A 15,666-nucleotide genomic window follows, 5' to 3' on the forward strand; every position below is an offset into this window, starting at 1 on the left:
CGTCACGCGGAGTTGCGTGCTAATTTAACACCTTGCGTCTCTTGATGGATGGACAGCCATGAACGTCGGATTCAACCACAACGTCATGTACCGGGGCGAGATCTTCCATGTTCAGACGGAAGACAGCGGCATCGCCAATCCCCACATCATAACCCTCCTCTATCGGGGGGGGACCATCATCTGTTCCCGCAAGACGAGCTACGCCGACATTATCAAGATGGATAACCTGGGTCAGGTGGTTCAGGAGCTCATGAAGGAGCAACACAAGGACATGCTCCGCCGGCTCAAGAACGGCGAGTTTGACGGCCGGGCCTTCCCCTCCCGACAGCCGGCGCCGGCTGCCAGGCCTGCCGCCGCGCCGGAACAGAGGTCCGCTGCCGCCCCCCCGCCGGCCCCTCCGGCCGCCGCCCCGCCAGCTCCGCCGCCCAGACCTCCCGCCACGCCACAGGAAAAGCCGTCCAGTCTCGACGAGGTCATTCTCGACTTCCTCATGGCCGACGATACGGATTAAGACGAACTACCACCAACACCACCCACGGAAAGGACCATTGTGGACAGCGAAAAGATCAAGCAGCTCGAAGAGACGGCCCGGCGGCTCAGGGTCGACATCGTCAAGACCCTCCATTCCTCCCAGTCGGGGCATACCGGTGGTTCCCTGTCTGCCATCGACATGGTGACCGCCCTCTACTTCCACGAAATGAAGCACGATCCGGCCAATCCGTCCTGGCCCGGGCGGGACCGCTTCGTCCTCTGCAAGGGACATGCGGCGCCGGCGCTCTATGTGGCCCTGGCCGCGGCCGGCTATTTCCCGAAAGAAGATCTGATGATGCTGCGGCGCCTCGGCAGCCACCTGCAGGGACATCCGGACAGCAAGCAGACCCCCGGTGTCGAGGTCTGCACCGGATCGCTGGGGCAGGGTCTCTCCATGGCCAACGGCATGGCCCTCGGCCTGCGCCTGGACGGCAGTGCGAACCGGGTCTACGCCCTGCTGGGCGACGGTGAGCTCCAGGAAGGCCAGGTCTGGGAGGCGGCCATGGCAGCCGGCCACTTCAAGCTCGACAACCTCTGCGCCCTCATCGATGTGAACCGCCTCCAGATCGACGGCGAGGTTGAAAAGGTCATGAACGTGGAGCCGGTCACCGACAAGTTCCGCGCCTTCGGCTGGAACGTTCTCGATATCGACGGCCACGACATGGCCGCCATCGTCGACGCCCTGGCCCAGGCCGCGGAGGCCAAGGGCCGGCCCACCGCCATCGTTGCCCGCACCGTCAAGGGGAAAGGCGTTTCCTTCTTCGAGAACAAGGCGTCCTACCACGGCGTCGCTCCCAGCGACGAGGAACTCCCCAGGGCGCTGGAGTGCCTGGGGGAGCAGTGCTACCTGTAACGTGCCGCGCGCCACACCACTGAATCAGAAAGGACATTGACATATGAGCACCATGATCGCCACCCGCGATGCCTACGGCCAGACCCTGGCCGAACTGGGGGAGGAGAACGGCGGTATCGTCGTCCTCGACGCCGACCTGTCCGGTTCCACCAAGACGTCGGTCTTTGCCAAGAAATTCCCGGACCGTTTCTTCAATATGGGGATCGCCGAGGCCAACATGGTCAGTACGGCCGCGGGCCTTGCCGCGGCGGGCAAGATTCCCTTCGTGTCCACCTTCGCCATCTTTGCCGTGGGGCGGGCCTGGGAGCAGGTTCGCCAGTCGGTGGCCTATCCCAGGGCCAACGTCAAGGTGGTGGCCACCCACGGCGGCATCACCGTGGGTGAGGACGGCGGTTCCCACCAGTCGGTGGAGGATATCGCCATCATGCGGGCGGTGCCGAACATGACGGTCATCGTCCCGGCCGACGGCCCGGAAACGGCCAGGGCAATCCGCGCCGCAGCCGCCCATCGCGGACCGGTCTACGTCCGCCTGGGCCGCAACAAGGTGCCCACCGTCACCTCGCCCGATATTCCCTTCGAGATCGGCAAGGGGGCCCAGCTTGCGGACGGTACGGACCTGACCTTCGTAACCACCGGCCTCATGACCGCCCAGGCCTTGGCCGCCGCGGAGCTTCTGTCCCGTGAGGGGGTTTCCGCGCGGGTGGTCCACATGGCCACCATCAAGCCCCTGGACGGCGAGGTCCTGCTGCGCGCCGCCCAAGAGACCGGTGCCATCGTCACCGCCGAAGAGCATTCCATCGTGGGCGGCCTCGGCGGGGCTGTTGCCGAGTTCCTTGCGGAGAACTGCCCGGTGCCGCTCAAGCGGGTCGGGATCAATGACCGCTTCGGCCTGTCCGGCAAGGCCGAGGAACTGCTGAAATATTTCGGGCTCATGCCGGCCGACCTGGCCGAGGCGGGGCGCGAGGTGCTCACGCGCAAGCGGCCGTGAGGGGCGAGGGGTGAGGGGAATCCTTGCATCCTCCGGCGGCTTCACCTTTGTCGGCGCCCTGATGATCGTGATCCTCATGGGAATCATGCTGGGGATCGTGGGGCAGAGCTGGCAGATGGTGATGAAGCGGGAGCGGGAGGAAGAGCTCCTGTTCAGGGGAAACCAGTACCGGATCGCCCTGGAGCAGTGGCACACTCCGACCAGATCGGGCGGAGGGGCTCCCAGGCCGCTCAACGACCTGAAGGATCTCCTCAAGGATCCCCAGAGCGCCAGGCGGCAAAAGTATCTGCGGCGGCTCTACAAGGACCCGATCACCGGTGAGGATTTCGCTACCATTGTCCAGCCGGGCAAGGGGATTGTGGGCGTCATGAGCACCAGCGACAAGGAGCCGCTCAAGAAGACGAACTTCCCCGATGAACTGGCCACCTTCGAGAACCAGGACCAGTACAAGAAGTGGGTGTTCACCATCGGTGCCCCGGCCGGACAGCAGAACCAGGGGGCGCGGACGCAGGCAACCACGCCGTCCCGGTTGCCGATTCAGTAGGTGCGCTCCGGCTCCGGCCTTACTGATGTTTTTCTCCGTAGCCACATCACCCGCCGGCTGTCCTTCGCGAACAGCCGGCCCATGGGGGCAGGTTGGTATTCAGAAGCCTCACAACACGTGTGATTATCATTCTGGTCGGCCTGCTTTCCGTGGGGATCGGCACCTTCACCTATCTCAACTTCAAGCGGGAGAAGCGCCAGTTGATCGCGGCTGCCCGCGAGAATACGCTCCTGCTCCTCAATACCATCGAGCGGAGCATCTATCGCTCCATGAGCATCGGCGACACCCAGGACGTCCAGCGCATGCTGGAGATGGTCGGCAAGAGCCACTCGAAGCTCCTGGGGGTGCGGATCTTCCATCCCCAGGGGGTCGTCCTCAAGTCGTCGCTTCCCTCTGAAATGGGCGGCACGGTGCCGGACGGAGACTACCAGCTCTTTGCCAACAGCCTGCGGGAAGGGATCTTCGTCAGCGGCAGCCACGGCGAAGTCTTCGGCATGATCAAGCCGATCTACAACGAAGAGCAGTGCCACATCTGCCACGGCCGCAAGCGGCGGGTCATCGGGGTGCTCAACGTCAATTACTCCCTGGCGGACACCAACCGGCGCATCAACGAGGCGACCCGTCTCTTCCTCTTTTCCACCGGCGCCATCATCCTTTTCAGTGCAGCAGCAGTCTCCCTCGTCATGGTGCGTTTCGTGCGGCAGCCGCTCAACCGTATCGTGGAGAGCATGGCCCGGGTGGAGCAGGGGGATCTGACGGTCAGGATGGTCGACGGCGGCCGGGATGAGATCGGCCGGCTGATCACCAGTTTCGACTCCATGGTCGACAAGCTCGACAAGGCCAAGCAGGAGCTGGAGCAGTATCACTTCCAGCAGATGGAGCGGGCCGACCGGCTTGCATCCGTGGGGGAAATGGCCGCCGGCATCGCCCATGAGATCAAGAACCCGCTGGCCGGGATATCCGCCGCCATGACCATCATCCGCCAGGATTTCCAGGAAGAGGACCCCCGCCGGGAAATCATCGGCGAGGTGATCGAGCAGGTCAACCGCCTGGACAAGACGGTCAACGATCTTCTCTTCTTCGGCAAGCCGACCCATCCGGAGCCCGCTCCCACCGACCTGAACGACGTCTTGCGCAAGACCCTGCTCTTTGCCCTCCAGCACAAGGGCGGGAAAAACATCGAGAAGCGGCTGGAGCTCCAGGAGCCGCTCCCGCTGGTGCTCGTGGATCCCAAACAGGTGCAGCAGGTGGTGCTCAACCTGATCCTGAACGCCATTCAGGCCATGCAGGAAACCGGGGGCACCCTCACGGTCGCCAGCCGCATCGCGGAGCGCGAGGGGGGGCTGTGGGTCCGCGTGGAGGTGGCCGATACGGGCCCGGGCATTCCCGAGCCGATCATCAGCAAGATCTTCACGCCCTTTTTCACCACCAAGGCCCAGGGGACAGGGCTTGGCCTGGCCATTTGCCAGAAGCTCATCACCCAGCATGGCGGGACCCTCCATGTATTGAGCACGCCCGCCACGGGTACCGTTTTCTCCATCGACCTCCCCATGACCGAGGTGGAGACCGGCGGTGCCGCCTGAGGCGTGGTCGCTGCTGCCGGCACGGGAGTGCGCCGTGCGCATCAAAGGATTTCCCTATCTGCTACCGGTAATGCTATAGTGGGTTCATTATACGATTCAATGCGTTAAAGGAGCTTACGTGAGAAAGACAAAGATACTGGTGGTGGACGATGAGCACCTCATCCGTTGGTCCCTTGAACAGAACCTGAAGAAGCAGGGGTATGACGTGGTTTCCGCCGGTAACGGCGAGGATGCCTTGCGGATCGTCCGGGAGGAGCAGCCCGACCTGGTGCTGCTCGATATCCAGTTGCCGGGGATAAGCGGCCTGGAAGCGCTGGAAAAGATCAAGGAATACGACGAGGAAATCCTCGTCATCATGGTGACCGCCCACGGCGCCCTGGAGACGGCGGTCCATGCCATGAGGCTCGGCGCCTACGATTACATCAACAAGCCGTTCAACCTGGACGAAATGTCCATCGTCATCCGCAAGGCACTGGAAACCTCCGATCTGCGCCGGGAGGTCCAGCGGCTCCGCAGCGAACAGTCGCGCAAGTTCGGTCCCCCCGACATCATCGGTGCCAGCCGGCACATGAAGAACGTTCTGGACATGATGGAAAAGGTGGCCAAGAGCGATGCCTCCACGGTCCTGATCCAGGGGGAATCCGGCACCGGCAAGGAGCTGGTGGCCAAGTGGATCCATTACCAGTCTGCCCGCGCGGAAAAGCCGTTTGTGGCCATCAACTGCGCGGCAGTACCTGCCACGCTTCTGGAAAGCGAGCTGTTCGGCCACGAGAAAGGCGCCTTTACCGACGCCAAGGCAATGAAAAAAGGTCTCTTCGAGCTGGCCGACGGGGGCACCGTCTTCCTCGACGAGATCGGCGACATGGAGATGGGAATGCAGGCGAAGCTCCTGCGCTTCCTGGAGGAAAGGACCTTTCGCCGGATCGGCGGCACCAAGGCCTTTGCCGTTGACGTGCGGATCATCTCCGCCACCAACCGCGACCTGCTGAAGGCCATTGAGGAGAAGAATTTCCGCAACGATCTCTACTACCGGCTCCAGGTGATTCCCATTTACCTGCCCCCGCTCCGGGAGCGCAAGGAAGACATCCTGCAACTGGTCAACCACTTCATCGAGGTGTTCAACCGCGAATTCAACAAGCACGTGACCGGCATCTCGAAGATGGCCGAGAAGCTGCTCCTGGAATACCACTGGCCCGGCAATATCCGTGAGCTCAAGAACGTGATCGAGCGGGCCATCATCCTTGGCAACGAAGACACGCTGCTGCTGGAGCACCTGCCCCTGGAAATCGTTGCCAAGGCATCCAACCAGACCACGGGACTGGCGACCTTCAAGCTCCCGCCCGACGGGGTCGATATTGAAGAGGTTGAAAAGGAACTGATCCGCCAATCCCTGGAAATGAGCGAGTGGAACCAGTCCAAGGCTGCCAAGAAGCTTAATCTGGGAATCGATGCGTTCCGTTACCGGATGAAGAAGTTCGGCTTCCTTAAATAACCAGCCTCGCCACTCAGTAGCTCTCCGTCATATAGCGGCCCCCTGTCCCCTTTCGGGAATACGCAGGGGGCCGTTTCCATTGGCCTGAAGGCCGCTTCTTGTGTCTCCGTGTCGATAATTTGTCAGTCTGAAGACGTCTGCAATGGTGCTCTCTCCTCTAAAGCCGGGCCTGTCAAGGCTGCTGCCACCGCGAGAAGGGGCGGTGTTGTCCCGTCAGGGCAGCGACTGTGTCAAGAGGCTGTTTTGCCGTGCCGTTGGCACCATAATTGCTGCTCCTTAATGTAGAAGAACTATAATTTTGCCGTGAAATGGGGAACCGTACGGTCCTCCCCAATAACTCCGGAGGCATTGCCATGGTGCACAGGTCACCAGGACGATCGCTGTTTACTGCCTTCTCGCTGGCGCTAGTTGTTATTTCGCTGGTTTCGAGCGCTTTTGCCGTACCTGCTCCCGTGGTGGCAACGTACGCTCCCGTTACGGAGGGAATTCGCTCTCCACTTAGAATCGCAGGGGATGACGCAGGCAATTTCTATGTCACCGATGCGCTTTCCGGTGGTGTTCTGAAGTATGACAATGCTGGTCATTTAACGGATGTCATCAAAACGGCCGCGCCTGCCCAGGGCGTAGCCGTTGCCGCGGATGGCAGCCTGGTCGTCAGTCAGGGTAATGGCGTGGTCATGGTCGACGGTGCCGGTTCCGTGACAGGACAGCTCGGCATCGGCGCCGGCCAGTTCAAAATGGCCAACGGTATTGCCGTCGACGATACCGGCTACATCTACGTGGTTGACAGCCTCGACAACTGCGTGCAGGTGTTCAGTCCGGCTGGCGGTTTCGTGCGGCGCTTCGGCACGTTCGGTGCTGCTGCGGGCCAGTTTTCCACCCCCACGGGCATCGCCTTCGAGAAGCGTGCCCGCCACCTGGCGGTCGTGGACACCAGAAACGGGCGCATCCAGTTTTTCGATACGAACGGCACCTTTGTGAGGAGCATCGGCGCCTTCGGTTCCGGTCCCCTGAAATTTACCGCCCCCCAAGGGGTTGCCTTCGAGTATTCCAACGATCCGACGCCGGTTCTCGCGCGGATGTATGTGGTGGACACCTTCCAGGGCCAGGTCCAGGTGGTGGAGCCGGCCGCCGTGCCGGTGTTTCTCTCGTATATCGGGGGATACGGCGCCGCCAACGGCAAGCTGATGGTCCCCTCGGATCTTCGTTTTGATCAGGCCAGCGGCCGTCTGCTGGTCGTGAACGGCTACGGCAACCTGACCGTCTACGGCATCGACGGCGGCGGTCTGACAACCGACACAATCCCGCCCGCCCTTGACATCGATCCGCTGGTGAGCCCCTTCTACACGCCGACGCTCGAACTTCACGGCACCGTGGAGGCAGGGGCATCGGTAACGGTGACGGCCGGCGGCGGGACCACGGTGGGCACGCTTTCCTTCCCGACGCCGTCCACCTGGAGAGTCTCCCTCACCGGCTTTGCCCCCGGTGAAACCGTCCTGACGGTCATTGCCCGGGATGCGGCCGGCAATACCAGCACCAAAACCGCATCGGTCACCTATCTGCAGCAGGCCCCCTATCTGACGATCGATAGCGTTCCCGCTTCCGTGACCAATGTTTTTGCCCAGCACATCTCCGGGGCAGTGGAACCCGGTTGCGCGGTTACCGTGACCAACGCGGCCACCGGCGCCACCGCCAATGCCACGGTGTTCGGCGATACCTGGAGCCATACGGTCATGCTCGCCCCCGGCGTGAACAGCGTAACGGTGAAGGCGGTGCGTCCCCTGAGCGCGGCAGCCCTGGCCGCTTTCTCCGCGATTCTCGATACCGCCGCTCCGGTCCTTACGGTCTCGGCCCTTGCCGATGGCAGCTATACCAGCGAACAGGTCCAGAACGTACGGGTCGAGGCGAGCGATGCGCATCCGGGTGAGGTTACCGTGAACGGCCAGCCGGTCGCGATGACGAACGGTGCCGGCAGCACGGCGGTGACGCTCAGCCCCGGGGCCAACGTCATTACCGTTGCCGCTGCCGACCTTGCGGGCAACCTGACCGTGAATGCGCGCACTATCATCTTCGATATCGACCGCCCGGTGGTGACCTTCACGACACCGGCGGACGGGGCCTTCGTTGCCGTCGGACACGTGACCGTCAGCGGCACCGTCGACCAGGCTGCCACCGTAACGGTTGCGGGCCAGCCGGCACGGTTCGACGGCAGCGTCTGGAGTGCCGACGTGACGCTCGAACAGGGGCTCAATACGATCGAAGTGGTGGCGGTGGATTTCGCCGGCAACACGACCGCGGTGAAGCGGACCCTGACCTATGATGCGGGCAGCCCGGCGATCGTCATTACCTCGCCGGCCCAGGACATGGCGGTCAATCGTCAGGTCGTGGGGCTGGTGGGGAGCGTGAGCGACACGAGCCCCGTGACGGTGACTGCCGAAGTGGACGGTGTGCCGGTTGAGGTAACCATGGCCGAAGGGGCATTCTCCCTGGCGGTGCACCTTGCCGACGAAGGTGCCCACGCGGTCACCGTCCGGGTCACGGATGCCGCGGGCAACGCCGGTGTGGTGACGCGGACCCTCATCTACGACGTGACCCCGCCCGCCCTGTCGCTCAACGAAGTGAATACCGCCTATCCGGCTGAGTTGTCCGGAACGGTGGAGCATGGCGCGACCGTGGTCGTGGAGGACAGCAGCGGCGCCGCCGGCGAGGTCGCGGTTACGGACGGCACCTGGCACGCGGTGCTGACGCTGGGAGGCTACGATCCCGATTCGCTGGCGGTGAAGGCCACCGATGCCGCGGGCAACAGCACGGTCCGGACCCTGGTGGTGCGGGCACCTGACGGCGATGTGAACGGCGACGGCAAGGTCACGGTGCTCGACGCCCTGGTGGCGCTCAGGATCTTCACCGGCCAGATGGCTCCCACCGCATCCCATCTGGCCAGCGGGGACATCGGCCCCCTCTATCAGGGCAAGGCCCGGCCCAACGGGGTCATTGACCTGGTGGACGCGCTTCTGATCCTGAGAAAGGCACTCGGATTGCAAAGCTGGTAGGGAATCGGCCGGATTGGTGCCGGGACGCAGCCTGAAAACGGATCTATACGGAACGAGGTCGCACGGATGAAGAGTGTTGTGCAAGCGGTGATACTAGGAATGGTGATGACGGCCTGGACGGCTGTCCACGCGGGGAACAACAATATCCGCTGGACGGCCCACAATATGTCCAACAATACGGATGCGGGCAGCGGGCTCACCCAGGGGCAGCGCCATTTCGTGAGCCTCGGTGTCGATCAGGTCTGCATTTTCTGCCATACGCCGCACCATTCGGAGCCGGCCAAGCCACTCTGGAACAAGGTTATGCCGACCCAGGCATTCAAAATGTACACCTCGTCGGCAACCTTGACGAGCACGGCCAAGGCGGTGACCGCGCCGGGACCCGAATCCCTGCTCTGCCTCTCCTGCCATGACGGCAGGACCGCCATCAACGTCATCCATACCGGCAACTACGGGATTGCCGCTGGCAGTGACCGGAAGGTCGACATCGGGGGCGATTACGACGACCCTTTCGGCGCGCATCCGACCGGGGACTTCTCCCTCAACCTTCCCATGTTCGGCAGCGGTTACCGGGCTAACCTGGGAAAGAGCGATGCGGATCCCTATGCGGGGAACAACCTCATGGACGATCACCCCATCTCTTTTTCCTATGCCGCAGCCTACCAGGAAAAAGTGGATGCGGGGCTCTCGTCGCTGAGGCCCATTGAGACCCCCAAGTCCCAGGGGCTGCGGTTCTTCGGTCCCAACCGCGACCGGATGGAGTGTTCCACCTGCCACGACCCCCACGTGGCCTACGGCTACACCTATGACCGGCAGGACACCGGCGTGGGGGACAAATCCCTGACGCCGTTCCTCACCCGCAGCAATGAGGGGAGTGCCATGTGCCTCGCCTGTCACAACAAATAATGTTAATGCTTTTTGTGCAATTGTCCGGGAGCCAACCATGAACGGAATACCACTGAGGACCCTCGTCACGGCACTAGTGGCGCTCTTCGTCCCGATCGCCGCGTGGGCCATCGACTTTCCCCACGAACTCGGCAGCGTCAAGGGCTACAAGTGTTCCTCCTGCCATACCGTTCACAGCACCCTCGGTTCCACGGGCTACAACAACGTCTGCCTCACCTGCCACAACCCGAGCGATCCCTACGGCTCAGGCAAGCCCTTTGCTATGGCCGACTTCGCCAACCCCTTCCGCACCTGGACGAGTGCCCGGCCTGCGGTGACGTACCAGACCTCCCACAACTGGATCGGCAAGGACGTGGTGCCCAAGGCGGGCGCGGTGGCTCCCACGGACGTCAGGCTCACCAAGTCGCTCCTCATCGGAACCGTGTCCTGCGCCCGCTGCCACAACATCCACGACCTCTATTCATCGGCCTACAACTCGAAACCGTTCCTCCGGGTGCGCAACGACGAGGACCAGCTCTGCCTCGACTGCCACCGGCCCCGCAAGACCGTTGACCACACCAGGGGAACCCACCCCGTCACGGTGAACTACTCGACCAAGGCCGCGGCCCGGCCCGACGAATTCTACAGCCCGCCGCGCAACAGCAACCCGGCCAACCCCACATCGGCCATGAGGATGTCGCGCAGCGGCGCGGTCGTCTGCACCACCTGTCACGGGGTGCACTACACTGATTCCAATAGCCGCACCTTCGACAATGCATCAAGCGCCCGGATGGGGCTCCTTTCCACTTCCCGGGGCATGCTGCTGCGCACGGACCTGAAGGGAAGGACCGTCAGCGATCCCAACATCTGCACCAACTGCCACAAGTCGGCCGACGACCCGGCAAACACCACTGCCCGCGTCAAGAACCACAACGGCACCAAGAACCAGAACGTCCAGTGCGCCGACTGCCACGGCGGCCACGTGGACGAGGCTGACGGGACCGCCCCCAACGCCTATCTCATCAACCGGTACATGAACATCTCCACCCAGTACGGGGCGGTCCGCAACGCCAAGGTCATGTACCAGTACACCTCGGTTGCCCGGAAAAACTGGAACAAGGATGCCTTCGGCGTCTGCCTGGCCTGCCACTCGCCCCTGCCGGGCACCATCGGGCAGCACTCGAGCACCAACGCAGCCGACTGCCGGAGCTGCCACACCCACTCCCAGGGCTTCTCGGCCAACTGTACCCAGTGCCACGGCTTTCCCCCCACCGTCAACACGGCCGGCGGGCCGTCGGGCTACGGCAAGGACGGCGTTCGTGACTATTCAACCTCCGGTGTGTTCAAGAACGAAACCCAGACCCCCCACGCCCGGCATGCCGGCGGCGGGGCCAACTACAGCATAGCGTGCGACCAGTGCCACAAGGGGTTCAGTCACAATACCGGCACGTTCCAGGATGTGTTCGTCGACAAGACCGGCATCATCGCCAGTATCGGTTCCGGCGCCAACCCCACCTACAACCCGGCCGGCAAAGGCACCTGTACGGCGACCTACTGCCACTCGGACGGCGCTCCCCGCAACGCTTCGCTGCAGGCCGTGGTCGGCGCGCCGGGCAATACGACGTTCACGTGGGGCAATGGCGTGGGCACGCTGTCGGGCTGCGGCTCGTGCCACGCGGCATTCCCCCTGACCAACGCCCACCCGGCCCACTTCAACGCAGGGATCATGAACTGCCAGAACTGCCACTACGCGACGCTCAGCGGCCCTTCCACCATCAAGGACAAATCGGTCCACGTGGATGGCGTGAAAACCGTCGTCTTCAACGGCGTCGCCCGGGGAACCATCAACGTCGGCAGCGGTACCTACAATGTGAACACGGCGACCTGCAGCGTTGCCGGATGCCACGGCGACGGCCGCGGCGGCGCGCCGGTGACGACTCCCCAGTGGGTCGATCCGACGACCGGCGCGTGCGGTAAGTGCCACTACGCCACCCCCACCATCGCCGCCACGAGCGCCCAGACCATCGGGACCAACGGCCACGCGGCCCACCTGACCCTCGACTATGGTCCCAAGGCCATCCTGGGGGCAACGGTATCCGCCTGCCAGAGCTGCCACACCTACACGACCTCAACGGCTGCCACCCACGTGAACGGCTCCGTCCAGGTGGTTTCGGCCAACTGTACGTCCAGTTGCCACAAGAACGGCGCCACCTGGACCTCGGGCCGCGTGACCTGCGAAAGTTGTCACACGGGGCTCCTCTCGGTCATCGGCGGCAAGACCGCACCGGCAAAAACGAACTTCACCGCCAGCGGCCACGGCCAGGCCGGGGCCGGCTTCGACGCCAGCCGCCAGTGCGCAAGCTGCCACGATGCCGACAGCGGGCACATCAACGGCACTTCGGGCGACCAGAAGCGGATCGCCGTGAACGACTACACCCTCTGCGCAGGCTGCCACAATGACGCCATCAAGGTTCCCACCGCCACCAGGCGCAATGTGACCCGCCATGCCGTGGACCTGGGCAATTACACCATGGAGTGCAAGACCTGCCATGACGTCCACGGCACCGGCAACCGGGCCATGGTCCGGACCACCCTTGTTTTCGGGGCACTGACCTCCACCATCAGCTATGCCACCACGGCCGATCTCGTGCAGCTACAGGCTCCGTACCGCGGCGTATGCCAGACCTGCCACACCAAAACGAGCCATTATCGGCGCGGCGTCAACGAGGGGGCCGGCCACCCCACAACCGGCTGCCTGAACTGCCACTCCCACCGCAACACGTTTGCCTTCAAGCCGAAGGCATGCGACGAGTGTCACGGCTACCCGCCGACTCCCAGGGGCTTCGTTGCCAGCCAGGCCAACTACTCGACGGCACGTCTCGAGAACTACTCGGGTGGCGGCGGCGCCCACGTGAAGCTGGGTCACCTCATGTCGAACCTGCGGCCGTCCCAGGGCTTCACCCCATGCCTCACCTGCCACTACGACGGTGCCGCGGCCCACGTGGGCGACGAGTCGGTCTGGGCCGGCGGCAGCACCCAGCAGAAGAAGTCGGCAGTGAACGTGAAGATCGATCCGACGTACAAGTTCAACGCCGATAAGGGACAGTGGTACTCGAAGCAGTCCCCGGATGCCACCGGCAGTTGCTGGAACGTCAGTTGCCACTTCCAGCCGACGCCGCGCTGGTCCGACGACAAGTAGCAGGCGAGGCCGGAGCAGGGCAGCCGGCGAAATCATCGGCGGCTGCCCTGCTCCGGCACCGGCAACGGAACGATAAGGGCATCGGCTGGAAGGTCGTTCCCGGCAGATGCACAGAGTGCGGTACGCACGGAAACAAAGGAGGAAAATCAGGTGAAGAAAAAAAGCTATATCCGTCCGAGGGTTGTCGGGAGTGCGGTGGTTCATCCCTGCTGAGAAACCGGCCACAATCCCTAAAAGAGGTGCCGAACCGTATTCGTCGGCACCTCTTTTGCTTTTTGTGAGACTATGCTCGAACCCATGCCGCTCGCCAGAATTGCCGCCCTTTCCCTGACGCTGCTGTCCGCCCTGCTGTTCGGCCTCCCCGCCGGCGCGATCGCCGGGGTGATAACGTCCGATACGGTCTGGCAGGGGAACGTCACGGTCACGGAAGACGTCGTCGTGCCCGAGGGGGTCACCCTGACCGTCCGGGCCGGCACCGTCGTCACGGTCGCGGCCGCGGAAAGCACCAAGACCGACCCCGAATATCTCTCGCCCCTCACGGAGATAACCATCCGGGGGAGATTGGCGGTTGAGGGCACCGTGACGGCTCCGGTCCGGTTTTCCGGCCAGGAGAAGAGGGCGGGAAGCTGGGCGGGAATCCTCATCGACGGCGGCACCGCCGCCATCAGGGAATGCCTGGTCGCCGACGCCGACAGCGGGATCTCCGTGGTGGAGGGGACGCTGCATCTCTCCTCGTCGACGCTTCGGGAAAACCGGTACGGCCTGGTGGCGCAGGGGGCAGCGTCGCGGATCACGGTGGAGGGTGCGCGGATCATCGAGAACGATTACGGCGTCGTATCCCTTCAGGGTGCCCGGGTGACCGCCCATGCCACCGAGGTGGCCCGCAACCGGAAGAAGGACGCCCACACGGCAGCGGTCCGGCCCCACACCCTGCCGAAGGGGCCGCCGGTCAACGAGGAGGCGCCGCTCAGCCGCCGGTACCAGGACATGGTCCTGCTGGGCGAGACCCTGTGGCAGGGGAGAATCCTGGTGGACGGCACGGTGAGGGTGCCGGAGGGGAGCCGCCTGGTCATCCTGCCGGGAACGATCGTCGAGTTTACCCGGCGGGACACCAACGGCGACGGCATCGGCGAAAACGGGATCATGATCCAGGGGCGCCTTTTGGCCAAGGGGACTCCCGACCGCCCCATCACCTTCCGTTCCGCCGAAAAGGACCGGCGCATGGGTGACTGGGATGCCGTCAACATCATGAACAGCTCGGCAGGCCAGAACCTGGTGGAACACTGCCGGATTGAGCACGCCTACCGGGGGCTTCACTTCCACTTCTCCACGGTGGCGATCCATAACACCACCCTCACGAACAACTACCGCGGCATCCAGTTCCAGGAGTCGGTGGTGGCCTTGCACGGCAACACCCTTTGCGGCAATAAGAGCGGGGTTCAGGGGCGCGATTCTGAGGTTGAACTGGTGGACAACCTGCTCTGCGGCAACCAGGTGGGAGGGAATTTCTTCCGCACCACCCTCACGGTCCGCGGGAACAGGATCGTGGCCAACGGCAGGGAAGGGCTCCGCCTGCGCGAAGGAGCGGTAACGGTCAGGGAGAACCTGTTCGACGGCAACCGGTTCGGCCTCATGGCGGCCGATCTCTACCACGGCGAGGTCAACCGCAACAGCATCTCCGGCAACGCCGAAACGGGCATCTCCCTGAAAAACGTCGACTCTGTCGAGTTCGCCGGCAACGCGGTGACGGCCAACGGCCTGAGCGGCTTCAACATCCAGGATTCCGGCTCCCTGATCACGGGGAACCTGATTGCCGACAACGGCGAACGGGGGATGGGAATCCTGTCCTTTGCCGGGATCATCAGCGGCAACAATTTCGCCGGGAACGGTCTCTATGCCATCGATCTGGACGGTAGCGGCGATGTTTCCGCCCCCGGCAACTGGTGGGGGGGACGGGACCCGGCCCAGGTGATCAACGACCAGCGGGACGATCCGCGGCTGGGGCGTGTCGATTGCGGCCGGCCGGGGGCCGCTCCCACCCCCTTTGTCTGGCCGCTGGCGACCGTGGCCGCCGATACGGTCTGGCGCGGCGTCATCACCGTGGCCGTCCCCACGACGGTACTCCCCGGCGCGGCCCTGACCGTTGCCCCGGGAACAACGGTGCAGTTCGCCGCCGGCACCGGCCTTGAGATCAAGGGCAAGCTCCTTGCATCGGGACAACGGGACGGCACGATCCGGTTCACCTCTGTCGACCGCAAAGGGCCCTCCGACTGGAACGAAATCCTGCTGGAATACGCCACGGGAAGCGTCATCTCCAACTGCATCGTCGAGTACGCCACCTGGGGCATTCACAGTCATTTCACGGATCTCGCCGTCACCGATTGCCTGATTCGGCACAATTTCGGCGGCATGCGCTTCAGAAGCGGCCCGGTCCGGATCCGCCGCTCGACCTTTCAGGACAACACCATCGGCATCCGCTCGTACATCGGCAACGCCCTCATCGCGGAGAACCTGATCACGGCGAACGAAACGGGGATCTTC

Annotated in this window: 10 protein-coding genes; all 10 read left to right on the forward strand. The window is 63.6% G+C overall.

The genetic code is table 11. From position 1 onward, the window contains the following. The first annotated feature begins 58 nt into the window (after window positions 1-58). Window positions 59-511: a RomY N-terminal domain-containing regulatory protein gene (locus AC6CDK_RS06260; RefSeq protein WP_192905822.1), complete on the forward strand. Its 453-nt coding sequence runs from the start codon at window positions 59-61 to the stop codon at window positions 509-511. A 39-nt stretch (window positions 512-550) separates the two neighbouring features. After that, window positions 551-1,384, forward strand: coding sequence for a transketolase (locus tag AC6CDK_RS06265; RefSeq protein ID WP_039646594.1), 834 nt, complete (start codon window positions 551-553; stop codon window positions 1,382-1,384). Window positions 1,385-1,427: 43 nt separating this feature from the next. Further along, window positions 1,428-2,372, forward strand: coding sequence for a transketolase family protein (locus AC6CDK_RS06270; RefSeq protein ID WP_082021157.1), 945 nt, complete (start codon window positions 1,428-1,430; stop codon window positions 2,370-2,372). A gap of 10 nt (window positions 2,373-2,382) precedes the next feature. After that, entirely contained in the window at window positions 2,383-2,916 is a 534-nt protein-coding gene (locus tag AC6CDK_RS06275) for a type II secretion system protein (protein ID WP_039646592.1), read from the forward strand. Window positions 2,917-3,008: 92 nt separating this feature from the next. Then, a complete protein-coding gene (locus AC6CDK_RS06280; RefSeq protein ID WP_039646590.1) occupies window positions 3,009-4,499 on the forward strand; it encodes a two-component system sensor histidine kinase NtrB in 1,491 nt (496 codons plus the stop codon). A gap of 118 nt (window positions 4,500-4,617) precedes the next feature. Next, window positions 4,618-5,991 carry a sigma-54-dependent transcriptional regulator gene (locus AC6CDK_RS06285; RefSeq protein ID WP_039646588.1) on the forward strand — a complete coding sequence of 458 codons (1,374 nt, stop codon included), beginning with the start codon at window positions 4,618-4,620 and terminating at the stop codon, window positions 5,989-5,991. A 353-nt stretch (window positions 5,992-6,344) separates the two neighbouring features. Next, window positions 6,345-9,041 carry an Ig-like domain-containing protein gene (locus AC6CDK_RS06290; RefSeq protein ID WP_192905821.1) on the forward strand — a complete coding sequence of 899 codons (2,697 nt, stop codon included), beginning with the start codon at window positions 6,345-6,347 and terminating at the stop codon, window positions 9,039-9,041. Between the two features lie 105 nt (window positions 9,042-9,146). Then, window positions 9,147-9,947, forward strand: a complete 801-nt coding sequence (locus AC6CDK_RS06295) for a cytochrome c3 family protein (RefSeq protein ID WP_226048474.1) — start codon at window positions 9,147-9,149, stop codon at window positions 9,945-9,947. Between the two features lie 37 nt (window positions 9,948-9,984). Continuing rightward, window positions 9,985-13,125, forward strand: a complete 3,141-nt coding sequence (locus AC6CDK_RS06300) for a multiheme c-type cytochrome (protein WP_039646582.1) — start codon at window positions 9,985-9,987, stop codon at window positions 13,123-13,125. A gap of 297 nt (window positions 13,126-13,422) precedes the next feature. After that, window positions 13,423-15,666: right-handed parallel beta-helix repeat-containing protein (locus AC6CDK_RS06305; protein WP_496639778.1), on the forward strand; the 2,244-nt coding region annotated here is incomplete at its 3' end.

The organism is Geobacter sp. PheSNFMC (assembly GCF_059620965.1).